The following is a 22,352-nucleotide window of genomic DNA, read 5'->3' as shown; positions in this document are numbered from 1 at the left end:
CAGTTGCTGGAGGAGTGGGATGGCCGCGGCACCTGGCGCAAGCTTGAGTATGACGACCAGACGAGACCGGTTGCGATTACCGAAAATGGAGCAATCACTGAGCAGCTTGCCTATGGCGATGCAGCGTTGGGTGAACGCAACCAATGTGGACGCTTGATCCGCCACGATGATCCGGCGGGCACGCTACTGTTCAACGATTATGGACTGACCGGTGCGGTGTTGGAGCAGGAACGCCGTCTCACCGCAGGGGCGACTGCCGGTTTCGTCACCCGCATGCGCATGAGTCCGCTGGGCAATCTGCAGTCGCAAACCGATGCCCAGGCTAACGAGCAGCGATTCAGTCATTCGCTGGACGGCGAGTTGGCCGCCGTGGATTTACGTTTGGGTGGAACCACGCAGTGGTTGCCGATGGTCGGCGCCATTGCCCGCAACGCTGCCGGTCAGGTTGAGACACAGGTGGCGGGTAACGGCGTAGTGACCCTTCTTGAATACGACGCTGAAAACGGTCGGCTGCGACGGTTGCTGTCCCGGCTCGGCCAGCAGGCACCGTTGCAGGACCAGCGTTTCGAGTACGATGCGCTCGGCAATGTGCTGAGCATCGAAGAAGCGGCGCTGCCGATCCGTTATTTCGCCAATCAGCGTATCGAGCCGACTCGCCGTTTTGTCTACGACACGCTGTCGCAACTGATTAAGGCGACCGGGTTTGAGGCGCTGACGTCCACTCACGGCCCTCTGTCCGAGCGCTCGGGCAGTCTGGCCAATTACTGCCAGACCTACCGCTATGACGAAGGTAACAATCTCCTTGAACTGACCCACGTCGGAGCGCAAAGCCCCGGCCACCGGCTGGTCGCCGATGTCCGCAGCAACCGCTGTTTGCCCGTACGCGAAGGCGTGGAACCGAGCGAAGAAGACTTTCGGAACGGTTTCGACGGCAATGGCAATCTGCTCAGTCTGCAACCGGGACAAGCACTGCATTGGAACCTGCGAAACCAACTCAGCGAAGTGCGCACAGTCGTGCGCAATGACAGAGCGGAGCGAGCTGACGATAACGAATGCTATAGCTACGACGCCGCAGGCAAACGCGTGCGCAAGCTCCGTTCATTGCTGAGCAAATCGCAAACCAATTTCATCGAAACTCTTTACTTGCCAGGTCTGGAAATACGCACCCATAGCGGCACGGGTGAAAACCTGCAGGTGATTGACGTGCAGACCGGGCGCGGGAGTGTACGAGTGTTGCACTGGGTGACGAAAAGGCCGGAGCAGCTTGCCAACAATCAACAACGTTTCAGCCTGACGGATCATCTGGGTTCAATCACGCTGGAGCTCGATCAGGACGCCAGCATCATCTCGCGGGAAGCCTATTACCCATTTGGCGGCACGGCGTGGGTGGACGGTGATGCCGTGCAAGTCAGTTATAAAACGGTGCGCTATTCGGGCAAGGAGCGGGATGCAACGGGGCTTTATTACTATGGGTTTCGCTATTACCTGCCTGAATGGCAGCGATGGCTGAATCCGGATCCTGCCGGAGCGGTGGACGGGCTCAATTTTTATTCCATGGTTCGAAATAATCCGATCGGCAGCAGGGATACGGACGGTCGAGTTTCAATTCCAGCCAAGCTGGCGACTATGGTTGGCTCTGTCAAGGAAATGGAGATAGAAGTTAATACGTTCAATATGTTTTTCTTTAAAACCCAGTTGCCTAAAAAAGAGGTGAGTACCTTTGATGCTTCGTCCGGCGAGTATAAAAGATCCGATAATTTTGAGGTTGTTGAAATTGGAGTAGGCTCCAGGCAGGAGCAGCGCGTTCGACAGGAGCCGGGCTACATGGACACCGATGAACTTAAAGCTGTATTGGAAGACTACCGGCAAAAATATTCGGATTTAGCGAAGTCTCCGGCTGTGACCAAGGCCAAAGACGCCGCTAAACAAATTTGGAATTTCAAAGCAGGCGCGTATGTTTCTACGCACATGGCAGACTCCGTGAACCAGAGTGAGGGCATTCGAGAACTTGATCTTATGTTAGCGAAAAGGCCTGATACGCGATTGTTTGCATTGTTAGAGAAGACGGATCGTGACAAAGAACCTGGCGACCGTAATGTGTACGGCGTCACCATGATGACATTGGCATTTCCCTCAGAAAATAATGATGCCGAGCTGACGGTGAATTTTACCGTTATCAATCCGGGCTCCCAACTGACCGCAGAACAATTGCAGAAACTCGATGACCCGCTGGGGGCGGCCAAAAATACAGCAAGTCTGAAAGGTGCTGGAACATACTTGACTATGAACGCGTTGAATCAAGTGAGCGAGACGGTACATCTGACGAAAATCAAAACACAGGCTATTAACCCTCGTTCCCAGGCGATGGCCCTTGGGTGGGGGGATCCTCGGCCTTACTAGCATAAATAAAAAAGCCCCCGCCCAACCCGCTGCGGATAGGGGACGCAACGGGCTGGACGAGGGCTTCTTGTTTCAGCGAGCGATTACTGCGCGATGGTTTTCACCGACACGCCGCGTTCGATCGGGGTGGAGCGGCCGTAGATATCTTCGAAGCGTTCGATATCGTCTTCGCCCAGGTAGCTGCCCGATTGCACTTCGATGATTTCCAGCGGGATCTTGCCCGGGTTGCGCAGGCGATGCACCGAGGCGATCGGGATGTAGGTCGACTGGTTTTCACAGAGCAGAAACACGTTGTCGTCGCAGGTCACTTCGGCGGTGCCGCTGACCACGATCCAGTGTTCGGCGCGGTGATGGTGCATCTGCAGCGACAGGCACGCGCCCGGTTTGACCGAGATGTGCTTGACCTGGAAACGCCCGCCCATGTCCACCGAATCGTACGAGCCCCACGGACGATAGACTTCGCAGTGGTTCTGGGTTTCGCTGCGGCCCTGGGCGTTGAGGGTGTTGACCATCTGCTTGACGCCCTGGACCTTGTCCTTGTGGGCAATCATCATCGCGTCCTTGGTTTCGACCACGACGATGTTTTCCAGGCCGATCACCGACACCAGTTTGCCGTTGCCGTGGATCATGCAGTTCTTGCTGTCCTGGATCACCACATCGCCTTTGCTGACGTTGCCGTTGGCGTCTTTCTCGTTGACTTCCCACAGCGACGACCAGCAACCGACATCGCTCCAGCCGGCAGTCAGCGGCACGACGCAGGCGCGCTGGGTTTTTTCCATCACCGAGTAGTCGATGGAATTGTCCGGGCAGCAAGCGAAGGTGGCTTCGTCGAAGGTGATGGTGTCGGCGTCCTGCTGGCTGCGCTCAAGGGTCAGCAGGCAGGTGTCGTAGATATCCGGATCGTGTTTTTTCAGCTCTTCGAGGAAGCGGCTGGCGCGGAACAGGAACATGCCGCTGTTCCAGTAGTAGCCACCGGATTCGACGTATTCGGTGGCACGCTTGACGTCCGGCTTCTCGACGAAGTGCGCGACCCGGCTGACGCCTTCAGGCAGCAGCGAATCGGCAGTGGACTTGATGTAGCCATAGCCGGTTTCCGGTTTGGTTGCCGGCACGCCGAACAGCACCATTTCGCCGTTCTCGGCAGCGACGGTGGCCAGGGCGAGGGCGCGTTGCAGGGCTTTCTGGTCTTCCAGCACATGGTCGGCCGGCAGCACCAGCATCAACTCGTCGCGACCTTCATTGACCAGCATCATCGCGGTCAGCGCCACGGCCGGCGCGGTGTTGCGCCCGAACGGCTCCATCAGGATGCGCTGGCATTCCAGATTGCGGTTGGCCAACTGCTCGTTGACGATAAAACGGTGATCCTTGTTGCAGACCACGATCGGGGTGTCCATGCCTTCGAACACCAGGCGCTCGAGGGTTTGCTGGAACAGCGTGTGTTCGCCGGTCAGGGCGAGAAATTGCTTGGGGAACTGCTTGCGCGAAAGAGGCCACAGACGCGAACCGCTACCACCTGACAAGATCACCGGAATCATAATGTTTACTCCATAAATGCAGTTGAGAGCTGCAAGCTGCAAGCGGTGAGTTAGAAGCACTTCACTTGCAGCTTGAAGCCAGTAGCTGATAGCTCAAGCGATTAGCGCGTCGACACCGGGCGTTTCACCCAGACTGGCGACAGGTTGCTGCCGGTGCCGGTGACGTACAGCACCGCTGCTTCACCGCGCTCCAGGGCGACCGGTTTCACGTCGCCGACTTTCTTGTCGCCTTCGTACAGCGCCAGGCTGACTTTCACCGGGTTGATTTCACGTTCGCCACGGCCCTTGGCGGCGACGTTCGGCACCACTTCGGTCTTGCCGTCGGCGGTTTTCAGGGTCAGTGGCTTGTCGCTGAGGTTCTGCACGCGCACCAAGGATTTCTGCTTGTTCTTGAAGGGCGGTTCTTCGATCAGTTGCGGCGCACCGGAAGCGTTGTTGACCAGGGTGTAGTAGTGGTCACCGGCGAGTTTCACAGGCAGGGTCTGGCTGCCGACCTTGGCGCTGTAATCGCCGCCCGGCATGAAGCTGAAGTCGCTGCTGGCCAATGGCGCAACATCGTTCAGGCTGGTGCTGCCGACGGTGGCGCTGACTTCAGCGTTGCTGGCGTTGTAGATGCGCACGAAGGTCGAGCCTTTCGGTGCGGTCGGGCCGTACAGCGCGGCGTCGCCACCGGCGAAGGCTGGGACGGAAAGTACGCTGAGGCCAGCAACCAGTGCGAAGCTTTTAGCGAGACGACGAGGAGTAGTAGTGAAAGTCATGGTGTACCTCTCTTTCAGTTTTGCGCCCGATCGGGCGTCTCGGATTTAGTGTTGATGGCTACGTTTTGTTGGCGGGCGCCGGCTTGTTTAAGCTCTGCGACCCACTGCGGGTCGGCGTCGCCGATTTCGTTGTTCACAGGCAGATATCGTTCAGGAAACTCCCAGATCAGCACTTGCGGCGGGCTGTTCTTGAAGTCATCGCTTTTCAGGTAGCTGAGCATTGGCAGAATCGGGCCGTGGCCGTCTTCGGCGTAGTTGACGACGTCGCTGTGCAGCGCCTGTTTCAGCGCTCCGACGAAGTTCCAGTTGGGGTTGGCGCTGTAGCTGGTGCCGATCAGCGCCACCGGCACTTCGCTGTTGGCGAACAGGGCGTCGTCACCGGCAGGTTGCTCGGCGGCAACGGTGTTGCGTTTCAGCAGCGGCTCAGGCGCCGGCATCATGTTTTCGAACAGCGGATCGAGCGGCAGGAACAGACGCAGGTCGCCCTTGTGCGTGACTTTCTCCGCCGGGGTGGTGACGAAGCGCTGCGGCTCGCCGCTCAGCGGGGATTGCTCGGCGATGGTTTTCGCCAGGGCATTGGCTGCGATTTCGGCGCCTTCTGGAGTCCAGTGGGTGTCGGTGCGCAGGAACACTTGCTGACCGTTCTGCTTGGCCTGTTGCAACGGGCCAAGCAGGTCAGGGGCGAGGATCTTGTCGGCAGCGACGCGGGCGTGGAAGTCCTGATAGAGGTTCTGGTGAATGCTCGAAGGCTTCACTTCATCCAGATGCTCCGGATACAGACGCACTTTGGCCGGCACGATCGCCATCACCAGTTTCACGCCTTTCTCTTTCAGGGTCTGGCGCACGCCTTCGACCAGCGCGTAGTTGCCTTGCAGGTTCAGCTCTTCATTGACGATCGGGTTGAATTCTTCATCGCTGTACAGCCACTGGTCGCGACCGAGCACGACGCCCGGACGACCTTCGTTGAACAGTTTGAAATCCAGCGCGGCCCAGAGGTTGGTGCCCAGACGCTTGATCGGGAATTCCTCGTCGTAATGGGTCTCCACAGCCTTGGTCCAGCGGCCGTTGAGCACCGTCGCGTCGGCGTTGGTGCTGAAGCCGAAGAAGCTGCGAATCGACCACAGACCGAGGACCAACAGCGTCACCAGGAACAGGGCGATGTAGAAGATGCGTAATGAGCGGGTCATGTCAGATCCCTCAGAACTGGAAGTAAAGGAACGGCGAGAAGCTTTGCGCCGAGAGTTTGAGAATCGAGGCGATGAACAGCAGCAGGATCAGCCCGCGCATCACATAGCGCGACCAGTCAGCGGTCCAGTAGGCCGGCTGCACCTGGGCTTCGACGCCAACGGTGTAGCCAGGCTCGTGGATGGCCGCCGGGTTTTCGCCGGGGGCTGCCTTGATCATTCCCGGGGTCGCGGTGGCAGGGCCATCGGCCTCGACGTTGACGTCGGGTTTGGTCTTGGCGGGCGGCTGATGGGTGTAGAGGTCACGCAGGCCGAAGAACGCCAGGGTCACGTAAGCCACCACCAGGGTTGCCACTTGCAGACCGGTGAGGCTGGCCTGATTGAGTTCCGACAGCGACCAGTCGCCGAAGCTGAACATTGCGCCGTACATGCGTCCGGCGACGTGCAGGTTCTCGGCACGGAAGATCACCCAGCCCATCACCACCAGCAGGAACGTCAGCGCCCAGCGGATCGGGTTGAGGCTGCGCGGCGAGGTGTTCAGCCCCAGCGCTTTCTCGATCGCCAGCCACATGCCGTGCCAGGCGCCCCAGATGATGTAAGTGATGTTCGCGCCGTGCCACAGACCACCGAGCAGCATGGTCAGGAACAGGTTGCGATAGGTCATCAACGTGCCTTTACGGTTACCGCCGAGGGTGATGTAGAGGTAGTCACGCAGCCAGGTCGACAGGCTGATGTGCCAGCGGCGCCAGAACTCGGTGATCGACTGGCTGATGTACGGCTGTTTGAAGTTTTCCATGAAGCGGAAACCCATCATCAAGCCCAGGCCGATGGCCATGTCGCTGTAACCGGAGAAGTCGAAATACAGCTGCGCGGTGTAGGCCAGTGCGCCCAGCCAGGCATCGCCCGTGGTCGGGTTCTGCAGGGCGAAGCAGTGGTCGGCGACCACGGCGAGGGTGTCGGCGATGAAAACTTTCTTGATGAAGCCCTGCATGAACCGCGTGCAGCCCTCGGAGAACTTGTCGAGGGTGTGCGTGCGGTTGTTGAACTGGTCGGCCAGATCGCGGAAACGCAGGACCGGGCCGGCAATCAGGTGCGGGAAGATCGCCACGAATGCCGCGAAGTCGATCAGATTGCGCGTTGCCGGCGTATCGCCACGGTACACGTCGATGATGTAGCTGATCGATTCGAAGATGTAGAACGAAATACCGATCGGCAGCAGCACGTGGGTGAGGATGAACGGCTCAAGACCCACCGACGTCATCATCGCGTTGATGCTGTCGACACCGAAGTTGGCGTACTTGAAGTAGCCGAGGATGCACAGGTCGACCGCCACGCCGAGCAACAGCCAGCGCTGCGCCGGTTTGGTCCTGACGCCGGCGGCACCGACTTTCAGGCCGATCCAGTAGTTCCACAGCGTGACGGCTGCGAACAGCGCGAGGAAGTCCACCCGCCACCAGGCGTAGAACACGTAGCTGGCGATCAGCAGCAGCAGATTGCGATAGCGTTGCCCGCTCAAGTAGTACAAGCCGAGAAAGATCGGCAAGAACAGAAACAGGAACACGTTGGATGAAAATACCATCCCGATCTCTCCATGTTTGAATCAACAGTCAAGGGCCAAAGCCCCCCCAAACCCCCCACTGAAACGGGGTGGTTGTATTGCATGCTGCGCACTTGCCTGTGGCGAGGGAGCTTGCTCCCGCTGGGGTGCGAAGCGCCCCTTGAAGCTTGATCGCGCGGTGTATCAGTCGATCCGCGTTCACTGGGTTACGACTGCTTCGCAGCCGAGCGGGACCAAGCTCCCTCGCCACAGGGCAATACCGTCAGCGTTACGAACCCTTGTTGCCCTTCTCATGCGCCGGGTCGTAGACCTTGGTCAGGTCGCCGCCGAGGCGGAAAGTCTTGAACGGCTGCATGTCGCGCTTCTTCTCAAGCACATCCGGCGCACAGGTGTAGAGGGTGCAGTACGGTTCGAGCCAGGCGAATTTCATGTCCTCTTTGAGATCGGTCATGTCCTGTTTCTTGCCGTTTTTCTCTTCGAACGCGTCCGGGTCTTTCACCCCAGACAACACCCGATCACCCAGACGCTTCAGCGCGCCGTTGTTTTCCTGACGCAAATCGACACCGTTGACCTGGGCGAAACTGGCGATCATCGCCAGCGGCGGCAGGGCGTAGTTGTGATAGGCGAGGGCGCGTTGCTGACGCTTGAGTTCGTTGGGCAGGTAGCCGTCGGCATCGACTTGATTGACGCCGACCTTGTATTCCTTCACGGCCCAGTCAAACAGGTCGCGGCGATTGGTCGCGACGGCAGTCGCCATCACCGACCAGGCGGCCCAGTACGAGTGGTTGTTGGTTTTTTCCAGCGGCAGGTTGTCCCAGTCGCTGACCACCTGATCGGCCATTTTGCTGAACCAGGCCTCGATCAGCTGCGCTTGCTGCTGATGCTCGGCCAGTGGATGCGAGTCGGAGAACTTCAGGTGAAGGTAGGAGGACGCCATGCTGCCCAGCGCCCATTTGCGCATCGATTTGCCGGTATGGTTGAAGTCTTTCGACATCAACGCATCGGCCTTGGCCCACGCTGTCAGCCAGTCGAGGGTGCAGTCGAGCTGCTCCGGGCGACCGTCGCGCATGAATTGCATGACGCGCTTGGCGGTGCCGCGCTCCAGCGTAGTGATGTCCTTGGTGGTGTCGCGGAAGGCTTTTTCCGACTGCACGTTCAGCGTTGCGCGTGCCTTGTCGGAACCTTCGTACTTGCTGCGAAATTGCAGCGGACCGGTGTAGGGCGTCGGCATCGCGTCGCAGCCTTCGCTCTTGTCGCCGGTCTTGAATTTATCCACCGGTGCAAAGTAGCCCTGCGGTGGACGCAGTGGCGCGGCGGCCTGGGTGGCCCCGGCGAACATCGCCAGGGTCAGCAAGGATGGCGCAAGCAGGTGTTTGATCGTTCGATTTCGCATAGCAGACCTCATTGCCCGAGCTGCGCGGTCTGTTGACCGGCGCCCGGGAATACGTTGCGTTTGCAGATTTTCGCTTCGACTTTTTGTGGCGCGGCGCCGGGCTTGGCTTCAGGCCCCTGGACTTCAACGGCGAGCAGGTTTTGCGAGGCCCAGTCTTCGTCCGTGCGCAGCTCAAAGGCGAAACGACCGTCGGTGTCGGAGGTTTCCGGTTTCTCGATCTTGATGTCCTCGTGGCGACCGTTCATGTACCAGAGGGTGGCTTGCAGGGTTTTCACCGACGTGTCGGCGAAGCGGATGTCGACCTGATGGTTGCCGTTCTGCAGGTTGAGGTTTTTGCTGTTGACCATCAGTTCCTGTTTGCTGCCCGGCTTCAGCGTGGCGCTGCCGGACATCTGTGCATCTTTGCCTTCGCAGCCGTTATCGAGCAGCGCCATCATCTGGCGATAGATGGTTTCCTGGTCGAGGCGATACAGCGGCGAGAATTCCCAGATGAGAATTTTCGGCGGGGTTTTCTGGAATTCCTCGCTGCCCAGGTACTGCAACATCGAACCTTCGAAACCGCCGCCGGGGAACGCAACGTTGAGAATGTCGGCACCGATGGCTTCTTCGAGGAAGCCGGCGAAGTTGTAGTTCTTGCCGCTGTGCGAGGTGCCGACCAGGGTGATCTGCGGATTGCCGGAATCGCCGAACAGGTCGCCGTCGCCTGCCTCGCCTTTCGGCTCGGTGGTGAACTGGTCCATGTACTGGATCGCGTAGCTGGTGCCGCACAGTTGCCCGGCCATGTTGTGCAGGGTGCCGGTCTTGCCCATGCGCCCGGAGCGCTTGGTCTCGAATTCACGCTTGGGAATGTCGGCGAAGGCCGGGATCTGCTTGACCTTCTCGGCGACGATTTTCGCCGTGCGCTGGGCCCCGTATGGCGTCCAGTGCTGGTCGCCGCGGAAGTAGAAATCGTGAGCGGGCAGGGTCTCCGGCAGCGATTCGTTGGTCAGCGGCGACAGGTCCGGCACCACGTAACCCATCTGGGCGAAACGGCCGAGCATGGTCTTGTAGTTGCTCAGCGCTTTGTCGTAATCGAACGCTGCTTTCTCCTGCGGGTTGAGCTTGTTGCGGTTCACCAGGCCTCGGGTCGGCTGGTAGACAATCACCAGCTCGACGCCTTTGCTCTTGAACGCATCGTGCAGCTGTTGCAGGCGCTTGTAGCCGGCCGCAGTGGTGTTGAACTCGGTGCGCAGGTCTTCCTGGGTACGGAACAGCCAGTCGCCTTGCGCCTGCACCAGGGTGGTGAAGTTCTGCTGATAACGCGTGGTGTAGTTCTTCGCGTCATGGGCCGCCGGGCACAGGTTGCAGCATGGCTCGGCGGTGAATTTCGGTGGCGCGGCAGTTGCACCGCCAGCGTCGGCGCGCACATTGCCGGCGGCGAGAATGCCAAGGGTCAGGGCCGAGAGGCTGAGCAGTTTGATCATGTGTGGGTGCATAAAATTATCCTCAGTCCTGCATTTCGGTCTGGCGTTCGACAGGGTCGATCAGCACGGCTTTCTGCTGGCGCACCAGCAGGTCGAGAATTTCATCCTGGCGCTCGCCGAGGATGCCGTTGAAGCTGATGCCGCTGGATTTGGTCGGCGCCAGCATCGATACGCGATACAGCTCGACACTCAACGGCGAGTCGATCGACAGCGGGCCGCTGCCATTGGCCGCCAGTTCACCGCCGACGACGATCAGCGACACTTGGGCATCGAACGGGTCGAGCTTGATGTCACGGTCGGTGTCGGTCAGGTCCTTGATGTGGCCGTAGACACCGGTCAGGCCGTTGGCCATGGCAATGTTTTCGTAGAGGCGGATGTTCACGCTGTTACGAATACGGATGCCGTGGCGCTGGTTGCTGATAACCTTGTTGCCCCACAGCAGGTTGTCGGCGGACTCGTAGAGCGTGATGCCGTCGGTGTGGTTCTTGTAGATCTCGTTGTAGGCAATGATGTTGTTGACGCTGTTACGGTCGATCACCAGGCCCGACAACTTGTTGTCGAAACTCTTGTTGTTGAAGATGAAGCTGTCGTTGACCTCACGGGAAATAATGATCCCGTGCTTCTTCTTCGTGCCGTAAACGGTGTTCTCGGCAATGATCAGGCGGTGCGAGCGGTCGTGCGGGTCGATGCCGTAGACGATGTTGTCTTTGTAGGTGCTGCCCTTGACCACGAAGTCGCTGGTTTCGTAGCAGTAGAAGCCATACCACATGTCCGAGAACTCGGAGCCGACGATCCAGCCGGTCGGCTCGGGACGCTTGAGAACTTTGGCCATGTTCGGCGTGTACTGGGAAATACTCACCCCGTACGACTTACTGTTGGCGTAGCCGAAGCTGGCCATCTTGCTGTTGACGATGTAGGTCTGCGTGCCGCCCCAGGCGAGCAGGAACGGGCGGAATTCCTTCGGCGAACGGAAGGTTGCCGGGCCGTTGTCCTTCTCGCGCCAGCCAGTGACTTTGGTGTCACGCACAAACAACTGGCCGTCGTTGACCAGGAACGCACCGGCCTCTTGCGAGAGGCGCAGTTCCTGAGTCTGACCGTCGATGTCGAGGATGCCTTTCTCGCCGACCACGATCGGCAGTCGGGCCAGGTACACGCCCGGCGAGGTCTCGCTGAAATACTGCTTGGGTAGTTTTTTCGCCAGATCCTTGAGGTTCATGTAGCCGTCGTCGATGAAGATCGCCTGCGGGATGCCGTGCTGACGCACCACCCATTCGGCCATCTTGTTATCGCCGCCGATGAAGTCCTTCAGGGCGTTTTCCTGCATCATCCGGCGCACGCTGATCTTGCCCGCTTTGCTGCGCACGATCTTCGCGGCCGCGGCCTCGGCGGTGTAGCCGGAAAGGTCGGGCAGTTTCGGCTTGGCCAGTTCCAGCGCTTCGGTCGGCGCACTGCTGACCGTGTAAGTCTTGGCCTGCTGCAGCTCTTTGGTCATGGTCGCGGGCTTGCCTGGTTGAGGCGCAGCGGCCTCAACATTGGCGAAGGCGCCAGCGCTGGCCAGCAGCATCGCGCCGGCCAGCAGGCTGAGTGAGCCTGTCCGGGTGCTGATCATGTCGGGCACTCCCTTGGCGGCTCGCATCAGAAGCGCCAGATCACGTCGATGAACGCACGGTGCATGTACGAATCCACCTGGCTGCCATAGGCATCGCCCGGTTTGAACACACCGCCACGGAAGCGCACCAGCGCCGAAGGCTCATCGACCGACTGGCTCAACGCCGCCGGCAACAGGCCTTGCTTGAAGTACTTGGTGACCACCAGGTCCATCTCTTGACCCAGGTCCTTGTTGCCGTCTTCAAGCGGCAGCGAGGTGCTGGAGAGGATCGCGCCGGTGACGTCGTCGGTGTTGTTTTCCACGGCGTTGATGCCGTTGCTGCCCACCGGCTTGTTGCCGTCGACACGCCAGAACTTGTGGTAGATCAGGCTGGCGTCGTACTCGTCGTTGACCATCCACGAACCGAACAGGGTGGCGGTCTGCATGTTGTTCATTTCGCCACGGAACGCTTCGCCGAAACGGTGCACGCGCGAACGGGTGCCCGTGTAGTTGGAGCGGTTGCTCTCCAGACCGTTCTGTTCGTAATCGGCACTGGCGCGGGCATAGGCACCGCCGACTTGCCATTGCGGATCGAGGCGCAGACGCACACCGACATCGGCCGCCCAGCCGCTGATGTCATCACTGCGTTTGGCCTGTGCAGGGCGGCTGCCATCGGCGTTCAGCGCGTTGACCGTGTCGCGGTCGCCGCTCATGCCGGTGATGCTGCCCCAGTAGTTGACGGTGTTGGTGTTGCGCCAGTTGTAGGCGTCGCTGTCGGCGGTCAGGCCGATCCAGCTGATGTCGCCGTTCTCGGTCTTGTCCAGCGAGTCGCGTGGGACGCCCGGCTCGGCGTAATCGAGTTTGCCGTCATCGTGGGTGTGATGACCACGAATGCCGACCCACTGGCCCGGCGTCCACTGATAAGCCGCATCGGCGTAGGCGTGCAGACGATCCTTGTCTTTCGGCGCCAGCTCTTTCAAGTCTGTGCGGTATTCGCTGAAGCGCTCGGCGACACCGGCGTTGGCACGCAGCAGGGTGGTGTCGAAGGTCCAGTTCAGCGCTTCGATGTTGGTGTCGCGCCATTGACCGTCGTCATTGCGCAGGCGCTGGCGACCGAACTTGAGGATCTCGCCGGGGTAGGGCGTGAAGCCGCTGTAGCCGACCCAGAACTCGCGCATCGCCAGGTAGTTTTTCTTGGTTTCGCGATCACCGCTGTCGGTGGCTTGCGCACCGTCGGATTGTTGCAGGGTGTCGGTCTCGATGATGTCGGTCGAAGTCACGGCCTGGCCCATGGCGTAGGCGCTCCACGCGCCGCTTTCGCCGTAGACCCACGGACGCAGGTCGAGGCCGACGCCATTGACGTCGCCACCACGGGCGGTGCCGAGGTCGCGGTCGTCTTCGGACTGGCCGGTGAGTTTCACTTCCAGGCCGAAGTTCTTGCTTTCAGTCATCGCGGCGAGTGTCGGGCAAGACCAGATCAGCGCGAACGTGAGGCCAATGCCAGCCTTCACAAATGGATTCAACTTCATAATTTTTCCTCGCCGTCTTCTTCTTGCAGGGCGTGCAGTTGCAGCGTGTTCGGGTTCAGGGCGCCGCGGCTGGCTTGCTCTTGTTGCAGCAGGCGGCGGGCTTCGGGCAGGCGCTCGGGCGGCAATTGCGCCTCAAGCGTGGCCGCCAGTTCATCGGCTTGCGGGGTGTTTTGCGCCTTGGCCAATTGGCTGAACACGTAGGCGTTCAACGGATCGGGCTTGGTGCCCTTGCCTTGGGAAAACAGCTGGGCGATGGCGAAATCGGCGCTGTTCTGGCCGTTGCGCGCAGCCGTCAGCAGATGATCGAGGGCCTTCTGCGGATAGACCTTGCCCAGGTAACCACGGCGGTAAATCTGGCCGAGGTAATAGTCGGCAGCGACCTCACGGCCAACGGCTTTCTGGAAATGTTCCTCGGCGACTTTGGCATCTGCCGGAACCACTTTGCCTTCGTAGTAAACCTTCCCCAGCAACAGCTCGGCGCGGGGCTGATCGGCGGCACGGCCGTTGTCCAGGTACTTCATCATCTGGTCGACATCGCCCAGTTCGGGGAAGTCGTAGAGCAGTTGCGCAAGGGTGACCCATGACGCCGGGTAGCCCGGAGCGATCGGCTCGAGCAGCGACTGCGCGGTTTTCTCGTCGGTCTTGCCCAGAGTCGAATCAGCCAGCACGCGGGCCACGGAATCGACCCGTTGCGCAGTGACGGTGCCACGGCTGTAACCGGCCTGCATCTGCTTGATCAGCTCGGCCTGCTGCTCGGGTTGGCCGCGTTTCTGATAGACCGTGGCCAGTTCGACATAGCAGATGTCGGTGGTGGCGAGCGCGGCCTTGCAAATTTTCTCCACGTCATCCAAGTGCTGATCGTAAGTGCCCTGGGTGCGATACAGCAGCACTTGAGCCAGACCGGCTTCCGGGTAACCGGCCTTGCGCCACTGATCGATTTGCTGCTGGGCGTTGACGTTGGGGAAGCTGTGCGGGTACTGCAAATAGAGCATCGCCAGCGGGATCAACGTATTGCCTTCGCCGTTGGCGGCAGCTTTTTTCAGCAGGGTTTCGGCTTCGTGGTGCTCGGCTTCGGTGGCGCCCGGTTTGGCTACGAGCAAGCGACCGAGACGGGCCTGGGCGCGCGGCGAAACACTGGCGGCGGCGCGGTAAGTCGCTTCGGCCTGTTTCATCTGCGCCGGGTCGCGGCTGTCGACCTGGATATCGGCCAGGCCCACTTGCGCTTCGCTGTAGCCCAGTTCGGCGAGCTGCTGGTAGTTCTGCGCCGCAGTGGCGGTGTCGCCACGCTTGAGCGCTTCGTTGGCCAGACGCTGGTCGGGCAGACCCGCGCAACCGGCCAGAGACACTGCCAGCGCCAAGGCACACATGGGGCCCTTGTGGGAGCTGGCTTGCCAGCGATTCAGGCGACTCGGTGTTTCAGCAAGACCGCACTGATCCAATCGCTGGCAAGCCAGCTCCCACAGGGATCGCGGCGTTCTGAAGAGATTGGTGATAGTCACAGGCATGTCCTCGACTTAAAGACCGGCAGCCATGGCTTTGTCGATCAGCCAGTTCAGGTTAGGGCCGCGGTCGCTGTTCACTTCCACCGGGCGGCCGGCGAAGCTGCTGTCCAGCGGCTCGTCTGGCTGGATCTGCACACGGATGTCGGAAGACAGGTCGGCGCTCTTCAGGCTGGTGCTGCTGACGATCTTGCCGGTGCGGGTCTTGTCTTCGCCGGCGATCTGGAAGCTCACCGGGGTGCCCGGACGCACGTCGCCGAACTGGCGATAGGAGAAGCGCGCATCGACGGTGGCCTGGGTGTTGCGCGGCACCAGCTGGAAGATCACGTCGCCCTTGCTCGCGTACTGACCGTCAGCCACCAGTTGCTGGGCCACGGTGCAGTCGCACGGCGAGGTCAGGGTGCCGGTCATTTGTTTGCCGAACAGTTCTTCAACCTTGGCCGGGGCCAGTTGATCTTCCGCCAGATGACCCTTGAGTACGTCGAGCATGCTGGTGCTGAAGGTTGCCAGCGGGGCGCCTTTGGCGGCGACGCCGTCCGACTTGATCAGGCTCTGCACGGTGCCGTCGCGGGGCATGGTGATGTTCATGCCCGGCACGCTGACCAGACCGGCCTGGGCGTGGCTGACGAAGTACATGCCGTACACCGACTTGAAAATGAAACCGGCCGCCACCAGACCGACGGCGAAAATGCCGGCGCTGAAGGTCACCGCTTTCAGGCGTCCGAACGCGGTCATGCCATTGCCGCTGTCCTTGTTCTTGCGCGCCTTGGTGAAGTTGTCGCGCTGCAGGGTCGCCAGTACTTCGCCGATGCTGACGATGTCGCCGGCCAGGTGCGAAGTGATGAGGTGGCGCAGGGTGGAAATGTCCTGCGGCTCCAGGTTCTGGAACTGGCAACCGGTGCGGCCGGTCTGGCGATCAAAGGAGCGCACTTGCAGCTCGACGTCCATGGCAATGCCGAGGTTGTCGATGACAAATTGCAGGCGCGCCTTGTACACCTGGCCGACCGTCAACTGCAGCTGCCCGGCGTTGAACGCCAGACCACCGGCAGACAGGTCGATGACCCGAGCTTCGACCGGCGTGCGGTCAGGACCGAAAAAGCGCAGCTTGGCCGGGATTTTGACCCGGGCGTGTTGGCGCTGGGCTTCGGATTCATGCACTACGTTGACGTTGACGGCGGTATTCATAGGGGCGATTTCCTTGTTAATTCAATAGGGGCGGTTCAGACCATCATCAGCAACACGGCGACAAAAATGCTGCCGGCGGAGAAGGTCATGGTCCGAGACGACCAGGTGTTGAACCAACGTTGAAAGCTGGCGAGATCACGGGTCAGGGCGGTCGGTTGGCGAGTCCAGGACTGTTGGTCGAGACGGAAGAACACGTAGATCTTCACCAGCGCGCCAACGATCTGGTTGTAATACAGAATCGCCGGATAAGCCGGGCCGATGCGGTGACCGGAGCACGACAACAGCAGCGTCAGAATCAGCCGCGTGATGCCGATCCACAGCAGATACACCAGGATGAACGCGGTGCCGTACTTGAAGCTGGCGATGATTGCCACGGTCAGGCCGAGCAGCGAGGTCCACATCGACACGCGCTGGTCAAACAGCACCACCGAGGTGAACGCACCGAGACGGCGGATACCCAGGCCCAGCGCGCGCGAGTTCTGGCGCAGGTTGTTGCCGTACCAGCGGAACATCAGCTTGCGACTGGCCTTGATGAAGCTCTTTTCCGGCGGGTGTTCAACCGTGTTGATCGCCGCGTCCGGCACGTAAAAGGTGTCGTAGCCCAGGCGCATCAGGCTGAACCAGCTCGACTTGTCGTCGCCAGTGAGGAACTTGAAGCGGCCCAGACGCCAGTGCTGCAGCGAGTCGCTTTCGACGTCGGCGATGAATTCCGGGTTGGTCACCACGGACGCTTTGAACACCGACATACGACCGGTCATGGTCAGCACGCGCTTGGACAGGGCCATCGAGCACATGTTGATGTGGCGCTGGGCGAAACGCAGCTTGTGCCATTCGCTCATGATGTAGCCGCCGCGCACTTCGCAGAATTCGTTGGTGGTCAGGCCACCGACGTTGCCGAACAGCTGGAACCACGGCACGGTCTTGCGCACGACGCCTTCGCCGAGCACGGTGTCGCCGTCGATCACGGCCACCACGGCACGGTCGTCCGGCAGGTGGCGGGAGATGGCGCGGAAACCGAAGGCCAGACCATCGCGCTTGCCGGTGCCGGGAATGCGCACGAAGTCGAGCTTGACCCGCTCCGGCGGATTCATCCGCGCCCACAGCGCCTTGACCAGCAACTCGTCGGACATTTCCACGATCGAGCAGACAATGGTGGTCGGCAGTTCGCAGTCGATGGCTTCGCGGATCACCGAGCTGTAGACCTGCGCTGTGGTGAGCGCGTCAATACGAAAGCTGGTGACCATCAGAAACACATGCGACGGGTCGGCCGCTTTACCCAGCTTGCGCACTTTGCGGCGCAGGTGCGGGTAGACGATGTACAGAAAAATCATGCCGCGCACAAAGTGCGTCGCACCCATCGAGTAGCGCCAGATACCCACGGCGCCAATCAGGAAAATGAAGTCCTTCGACTCGGCGTCGAATGTGGACGTGGGCAGCATCAAGGCCAGGCCCATCAGCAGACTGAGATAAAAAAGCCAGCCGGCTGATTGCAGAAAAAAATGTTTGAGCTTGGTCATAACCGTCATCCGAAGGTGGGAAGGCTTCAAGCCTCGAGCTGCAAGCTGCAAGCTGCAAGCGAAACGCTTTGGCTTGCAGCTCGAGGCTTGTCGCTCAGGGCTGCTTTACCAGCAGATACCTTCGGTGCGGCTACCGGCACTGGTGGCCTTGGACATGAAGCCCACCAGGTCGATGACTTGCTTGCCCTGCGGCGCTTCCTGGGCCAGCGAACGGAACTTCTCGTCGCGGTTGCCGAGGATGATCACGTCGGAGTTGTCGATCACCGAGTCGAAGTCCGAATTGAGCAAAGACGACACGTGCGGAATCTTCGATTCGATGTAGTCCTTGTTCGCACCGTGGACACGGGCGTACTCGACGTTGCTGTCGTAGATGCTCAGGTCGTAGCCTTTGCCGATCAGCATTTCGGCCAGTTCCACCAGCGGGCTTTCGCGCAGATCGTCGGTGCCGGCCTTGAAGCTCAGGCCGAGCAGGGCGACTTTGCGTTTTTCATGGCTTTCAACGATGTCGAAGGCGTTCTGCACCTGCGATTCGTTACTGCGCATCAGCGAGTTGAGCAGCGGCGCTTCGACGTCCAGGGAACCGGCGCGGTAGGTCAGGGCGCGCACGTCTTTTGGCAGGCACGAACCGCCGAAGGCGAAGCCCGGGCGCATGTAGTACTGGGACAGGTTCAGCGTCTTGTCCTGGCAGACCACTTCCATCACTTCACGGCCATCGACGCCGACCGCTTTGGCGATGTTGCCGATCTCGTTGGCGAAGGTCACTTTGGTGGCGTGCCAGACGTTGCAGGTGTACTTGATCATCTCGGCAACGGCGATGTCCTTGCGGATGATCGGCGCGTCGAGCTCTTCGTACAGCGATTGCAGAACGTCGCCCGACGCGGTGTCGAACTCACCGATCACAGTCATCGGCGGCTGGTCGTAGTCGGCGATGGCGGTGGATTCACGCAGGAACTCAGGGTTGACCGCCACACCGAAGTCGACGCCGGCTTTTTTGCCCGAGCAGTCTTCGAGAATCGGGATGACCACGTTGGCCACGGTGCCCGGCAGGACGGTGCTGCGCACGACGATGGTGTGGCGAGTGGTTTTTTCACGCAGGACGAAACCGATCTCGCGGCATACCGCTTCGATGTAGTTCAGTTCCAGGTCGCCGTTCTTTTTGCTCGGCGTGCCGACGCAAATCATCGACAGGTCGGTATCACGAATCGCCTCGGCGAAGTTGGTCGTACCGCGCAGTCGACCGGTCTGGATTCCTTGTTGCAGAAGTTCTCCCAGGCCCGGTTCAACAATCGGCGATTTACCGGCGTTGATCATGTCGATCTTGTCTTTGGCAACATCGACGCCAACTACGTCATGGCCCCGTGCAGACAGGCAACCGGCACATACTGCGCCAACGTAACCCAAACCAAATATGCTGATGCGCATCGCAATTACCTCTGTATATATCAGGCCAAAGAGGCCGGAGTTAATGGTGTTCAGCGGACACTAGTGCACCCGAAACTGTGGCTTACAGGCGCCACAATGCCGTGTGCAGGCATACTAAGTTTCGAGTGTCTAAATAAGTGCACTCAAGATGTGCGCAACCAGGCCTTATAGTTATGACTTGCCCTGTTATGCAGCGGATCTTCTTTTCGGAAGACTCTTGTGCAATCGTCTTGCACGCTTGATGCGGGGATGAAAATCCCTGTAAATCAAGCGGTTCAGTGCTCAGGCGAGCACATTTAAAGGGGTACGACCATGGCCTTTGTAGGGGATATCAATGGTGCGTATCTCCTGCCCATCGTTTCGTTTTGAGACCCGTTAGTCACGTGGTCAAGTTGCTGTGGCAACTTGGTTACATGGCTATCTGCTCCGCGTAAGTTATCTCGTACATACTCGCCGAGAATCGTTACCGGTGGTATGAGCTACGCATTTGGACATAGTTCCTGTCCGCTCATCGTGCCAACTGAAATTTTTTGAAATATTGGTAAAGATGGCACTGCTTTCAAATTGATAGCACGCTCGCTTTCGCCCTTTAGTTTCGGGCCTTAAAATGCGCTAGATAGTTTTGTGCCACTACCTGAAAAAAATTTAGGTGCCACTACTGAAAAAACTGACGAGTGTCGAGTGAAACTAATCTTAGAAAAAACACGGATGTTTTTTTGGCGCCATTAAACTGGCGAAATGCGGCGGGGAATTTCTGACATCGTGCGCGGTGCACGACTCTTGCTGAAAAGAGTCGTGCAAACGGCATGCTTTATTCGGGGGCGTGGTCGCGCAGAAACACCAGATTGTCGGGTTTCGACTGTTCGGCGCTGTAGCGATAACCCTGCATGTCGAACTGCTTGAGTTTGGCCGGATCGTTGATTTTTTCCTGAATCACGAAACGGCTCATCAAGCCGCGGGCCTTTTTCGCGTAGAAGCTGATGATCTTGTACTGGCCGTTCTTCTGGTCCTTGAACTCGGTGTTGATGATCCGCGCGTTCAAGGCGCTGCGCTTGACCGCTGAAAAGTATTCGTTGGAAGCAAGGTTGAGCAGGACATCGTCGCCTTGATCGGCCAGCGCTTCATTGAGCCATTCGCTGATGCGCGTGCCCCAGAACGCGTACAGATCCTTGCCGCGTGCATTGGCCAGTTTGGTGCCCATCTCCAGACGATAAGGCTGCATCAGGTCAAGCGGGCGCAACAGGCCATAGAGACCGGAAAGCATGCGCAGGTGTTTCTGCGCGTAATCGAACTCGGCTTCGCTGAATGATTGCGCATCGAGACCGGTGTAAACGTCGCCCTTGAATGCCAGCAGTGCCTGCTTGGCGTTGTCCGGGGTGAACGCCGGCGTCCAGCTGCCGAAACGCGCGGCGTTGAGGCCGCCGATCTTGTCGGATACGTGCATCAGCTCGCTGATTTGCGCCGGGGTCAGTTCGCGCAGTTGCTGGATCAGCTCCTGGGAATGGTCGAGGTACTGCGGCTGGGTAAAGCGCTGGGTCGCCGGCGGTGTTTCGTAATCGAGGGTCTTGGCGGGGGAAATCACCATCAGCATGAAGTCGTCTCCTTTAATCGTGGGGCGATTCTAGGGGGTTGGCCGGGTTGACTCCAGCTATCAAGTCCATAGGTGATCGACGGCAGCAGCATCCTGCGCCTGACCCTGTGGCGAGGGAGCTTGCTCCCGCTCGAGTGCGCAGCGCTCGCAAATCCGGTAGACGCGCCCTCGTTGGAGGCATGCAATGGCTGCATTTGGGGCTGCTGCGCAACCCAGCGGGAGCAAGCTCCCTCGCCACAGAATGCGCCATCCGCCAGCAGGTTTGGGTGGCTTATCAGCTATAGTGCCGCGCGGGTTTTGTTATGGAGACATCCCTTTGCGCATTGTTCTTTTATTCACCGCGTGGCTGCTGAGCGCCGGTGCCGTCGCGGCGCCAGGCGATGTAGCGACGCTGGACCGCAGCACCTGGCCGGAGGCGCTCGGCAATCCGACCCTGTTCGACGTTGCGTCGCGAGCGGAGATTCTGATGTTCGCCCGCGGCCTGCTGGGCAGCGAGGCGCTCGACGAGGCGACCCTGGCCCAGCGCCTGGGCCTGCGCACGGTCAATATCGATGCGGTCAATCAGTTGCGCCTGCGCCTCTGGCAGCGTCTGTTGGCCAATTACAACCATGCCCAGCAAAGTTGTGATCAGGACGCTTCCTTCTGCTTCCTCGTCGAAGACCTGCCTACTCTGCGCGAGCAGGCCGCGAAGTTCGTGGTCAGTGACGACAGTTATTACACCCAGTGGGCGGAGCCGAGCCGGATCTTCCATTTGCACTACCTGGACGAGCTGCTGCGCAAGGCCGCGCTGTTCCCGCAGACCAGCAGCGAAATCGATCGTTTCGGCGACTACGAGCGCAATGGCGATGACATGCACGACCGCTTGTTTTTGCTGACCTTCGACAGCGCCGCCAATGTGCAACCGGACAACACCGGCTGGCTCACCGAATACCTGCGCAAGTCGAACCTGAGCGGTACGTTCTTTGTACTGGGCAAGGATATTCAGACGCGCCTGAGCGATCGTTCGGTCAGCAGCCTGCAAGCGATGTTTTCACAGCAATGCGTCGGCGTGCAGGGCTGGGAGTTCCGTTCCCACAGCCACTGGCAGGACTGGCAGGACTCGGTGCGCCGCAGCGCCGATCTGGTGAAAAACAAATTGCCGGAAAACTACGTGCCGCTGTTCCGTCCGCCGGAAGGACAGCGACGCAGCGATGCTCAGGGTTTCTTCAACGCTCAGGGCCTGCATGTAGCGCTGTGGGACATCGATGCCCAGGACAGCGCCGGCAAACTCAAGGGCGCAGCGAGTGCGCAACGGGTGCTGACGCTGATGCTGTTGTGGCGCCACGGGGTGATCAGTTTCAACCTGAAACAGGACGCGGTGAAGACTTCGTTGCCGTGGCTGCTCTCGCAAACCGCGCAGAGCGGCATCGGTTGGGAAGACTGTCAGGACGGGTTTCGCTGAAAAACGGAAAAGGCCCGGAAACATTGGGCTTTGGCTGAATTTTTCGGAAGATTCGATGCAGGCGGACTTCCGACTTTAGCGGGGTCTGGGGAGTCCGCCAAGGGCTTTTCGTCACTCTGCAAAATAAACTTAAAAAAACCGTCAAAGTACTTTTTTATGTCATGGGTTTTGGAGTATTACCAAGACAGACCGCCGAAACCTGCAACACAGGTGGCGTCTTCCAAGACCCGTTTGTTTGCAGTCACTTGAATCTCCGCAGGTGGGAGTTCGGCAGTCACTTCGAGGCGCA

Annotated in this window: 15 protein-coding genes; 2 read left to right on the top strand and 13 right to left on the bottom strand. The window is 59.6% G+C overall.

Annotated features, from left to right (window positions below; genetic code table 11):
• The first annotated feature begins 3 nt into the window (after positions 1-3).
• Positions 4-2,400, top strand: coding sequence for an RHS repeat-associated core domain-containing protein (locus HU743_RS04200; protein ID WP_186647081.1), 2,397 nt, complete (start codon positions 4-6; stop codon positions 2,398-2,400).
• An 83-nt stretch (positions 2,401-2,483) separates the two neighbouring features.
• On the opposite strand, the gene HU743_RS04195 is transcribed toward HU743_RS04200, so the two are convergent.
• From HU743_RS04195 to yaaA, 13 genes are all read right to left on the bottom strand, one after another.
• Positions 2,484-3,935: a mannose-1-phosphate guanylyltransferase/mannose-6-phosphate isomerase gene (locus HU743_RS04195; RefSeq protein WP_186551323.1), complete on the bottom strand. Its 1,452-nt coding sequence runs from the start codon at positions 3,933-3,935 to the stop codon at positions 2,484-2,486.
• A gap of 101 nt (positions 3,936-4,036) precedes the next feature.
• The gene (locus HU743_RS04190) at positions 4,037-4,693 is read right to left on the bottom strand and encodes an alginate O-acetyltransferase AlgF (protein ID WP_186551322.1); all 657 of its coding nucleotides are present in this window, start codon (positions 4,691-4,693) and stop codon (positions 4,037-4,039) included.
• Between the two features lie 14 nt (positions 4,694-4,707).
• Positions 4,708-5,880 carry an alginate O-acetyltransferase gene (locus HU743_RS04185; protein ID WP_186551321.1) on the bottom strand — a complete coding sequence of 391 codons (1,173 nt, stop codon included), beginning with the start codon at positions 5,878-5,880 and terminating at the stop codon, positions 4,708-4,710.
• A 10-nt stretch (positions 5,881-5,890) separates the two neighbouring features.
• The gene (locus HU743_RS04180; RefSeq protein ID WP_186647079.1) at positions 5,891-7,456 is read right to left on the bottom strand and encodes an MBOAT family protein; all 1,566 of its coding nucleotides are present in this window, start codon (positions 7,454-7,456) and stop codon (positions 5,891-5,893) included.
• Positions 7,457-7,703: 247 nt separating this feature from the next.
• Positions 7,704-8,828: a mannuronate-specific alginate lyase gene (locus HU743_RS04175; RefSeq protein WP_186647077.1), complete on the bottom strand. Its 1,125-nt coding sequence runs from the start codon at positions 8,826-8,828 to the stop codon at positions 7,704-7,706.
• 8 nt (positions 8,829-8,836) lie between these two features.
• Positions 8,837-10,303: an alginate O-acetyltransferase gene (locus HU743_RS04170; protein WP_186647075.1), complete on the bottom strand. Its 1,467-nt coding sequence runs from the start codon at positions 10,301-10,303 to the stop codon at positions 8,837-8,839.
• A 10-nt stretch (positions 10,304-10,313) separates the two neighbouring features.
• The gene (gene algG, locus HU743_RS04165) at positions 10,314-11,900 is read right to left on the bottom strand and encodes a mannuronan 5-epimerase AlgG (RefSeq protein WP_186551317.1); all 1,587 of its coding nucleotides are present in this window, start codon (positions 11,898-11,900) and stop codon (positions 10,314-10,316) included.
• A gap of 26 nt (positions 11,901-11,926) precedes the next feature.
• Positions 11,927-13,408: an alginate export family protein gene (locus HU743_RS04160; protein ID WP_186647073.1), complete on the bottom strand. Its 1,482-nt coding sequence runs from the start codon at positions 13,406-13,408 to the stop codon at positions 11,927-11,929.
• On the bottom strand, positions 13,405-14,913 hold the full coding sequence (gene algK, locus HU743_RS04155) for an alginate biosynthesis TPR repeat lipoprotein AlgK (RefSeq protein ID WP_186647071.1): 1,509 nt from the start codon (positions 14,911-14,913) through the stop codon (positions 13,405-13,407). The genes HU743_RS04160 and algK overlap by 4 nt, the downstream gene beginning before the upstream one ends.
• A gap of 9 nt (positions 14,914-14,922) precedes the next feature.
• Positions 14,923-16,092, bottom strand: coding sequence for an alginate biosynthesis protein Alg44 (locus HU743_RS04150; protein WP_186618756.1), 1,170 nt, complete (start codon positions 16,090-16,092; stop codon positions 14,923-14,925).
• Positions 16,093-16,127: 35 nt separating this feature from the next.
• The gene (gene alg8, locus HU743_RS04145) at positions 16,128-17,609 is read right to left on the bottom strand and encodes a mannuronan synthase (RefSeq protein WP_186551313.1); all 1,482 of its coding nucleotides are present in this window, start codon (positions 17,607-17,609) and stop codon (positions 16,128-16,130) included.
• A 105-nt stretch (positions 17,610-17,714) separates the two neighbouring features.
• Positions 17,715-19,031: a UDP-glucose/GDP-mannose dehydrogenase family protein gene (locus tag HU743_RS04140; RefSeq protein ID WP_016771595.1), complete on the bottom strand. Its 1,317-nt coding sequence runs from the start codon at positions 19,029-19,031 to the stop codon at positions 17,715-17,717.
• An 811-nt stretch (positions 19,032-19,842) separates the two neighbouring features.
• Entirely contained in the window at positions 19,843-20,622 is a 780-nt protein-coding gene (gene yaaA / locus HU743_RS04135; RefSeq protein ID WP_186647069.1) for a peroxide stress protein YaaA, read from the bottom strand.
• A gap of 316 nt (positions 20,623-20,938) precedes the next feature.
• Here yaaA and HU743_RS04130 point away from each other — a divergent pair, with 316 nt between their 5' ends.
• Complete coding sequence (locus tag HU743_RS04130) at positions 20,939-22,063, top strand: polysaccharide deacetylase family protein (protein ID WP_186647067.1); 1,125 nt, start codon at positions 20,939-20,941, stop codon at positions 22,061-22,063.
• Positions 22,064-22,352: the final 289 nt, after the last annotated feature.

Origin of the sequence: Pseudomonas sp. SWRI99 (assembly GCF_014270125.1) — a bacterium.
In the GTDB taxonomy this organism is placed as follows: Bacteria; Pseudomonadota; Gammaproteobacteria; order Pseudomonadales; family Pseudomonadaceae; genus Aquipseudomonas; species Aquipseudomonas hamedanensis.
Note: the sequence above shows the minus strand (reverse complement) of the source record. Positions and strands in the feature narration are given on the sequence as shown.

Coding starts and splice junctions, on each gene's coding strand:
- HU743_RS04195 (WP_186551323.1), bottom strand. CDS start 3,935: ATGATTCCGGTGATCTTGTCAGGTGGTAGCGGTTCGCGTCTGTGGCCT.
- HU743_RS04190 (WP_186551322.1), bottom strand. CDS start 4,693: ATGACTTTCACTACTACTCCTCGTCGTCTCGCTAAAAGCTTCGCACTG.
- HU743_RS04185 (WP_186551321.1), bottom strand. CDS start 5,880: ATGACCCGCTCATTACGCATCTTCTACATCGCCCTGTTCCTGGTGACG.
- HU743_RS04180 (WP_186647079.1), bottom strand. CDS start 7,456: ATGGTATTTTCATCCAACGTGTTCCTGTTTCTGTTCTTGCCGATCTTT.
- HU743_RS04175 (WP_186647077.1), bottom strand. CDS start 8,828: ATGCGAAATCGAACGATCAAACACCTGCTTGCGCCATCCTTGCTGACC.
- HU743_RS04170 (WP_186647075.1), bottom strand. CDS start 10,303: ATGCACCCACACATGATCAAACTGCTCAGCCTCTCGGCCCTGACCCTT.
- algG (WP_186551317.1), bottom strand. CDS start 11,900: ATGATCAGCACCCGGACAGGCTCACTCAGCCTGCTGGCCGGCGCGATG.
- HU743_RS04160 (WP_186647073.1), bottom strand. CDS start 13,408: ATGAAGTTGAATCCATTTGTGAAGGCTGGCATTGGCCTCACGTTCGCG.
- algK (WP_186647071.1), bottom strand. CDS start 14,913: ATGCCTGTGACTATCACCAATCTCTTCAGAACGCCGCGATCCCTGTGG.
- HU743_RS04150 (WP_186618756.1), bottom strand. CDS start 16,092: ATGAATACCGCCGTCAACGTCAACGTAGTGCATGAATCCGAAGCCCAG.
- alg8 (WP_186551313.1), bottom strand. CDS start 17,609: ATGACCAAGCTCAAACATTTTTTTCTGCAATCAGCCGGCTGGCTTTTT.
- HU743_RS04140 (WP_016771595.1), bottom strand. CDS start 19,031: ATGCGCATCAGCATATTTGGTTTGGGTTACGTTGGCGCAGTATGTGCC.
- yaaA (WP_186647069.1), bottom strand. CDS start 20,622: ATGCTGATGGTGATTTCCCCCGCCAAGACCCTCGATTACGAAACACCG.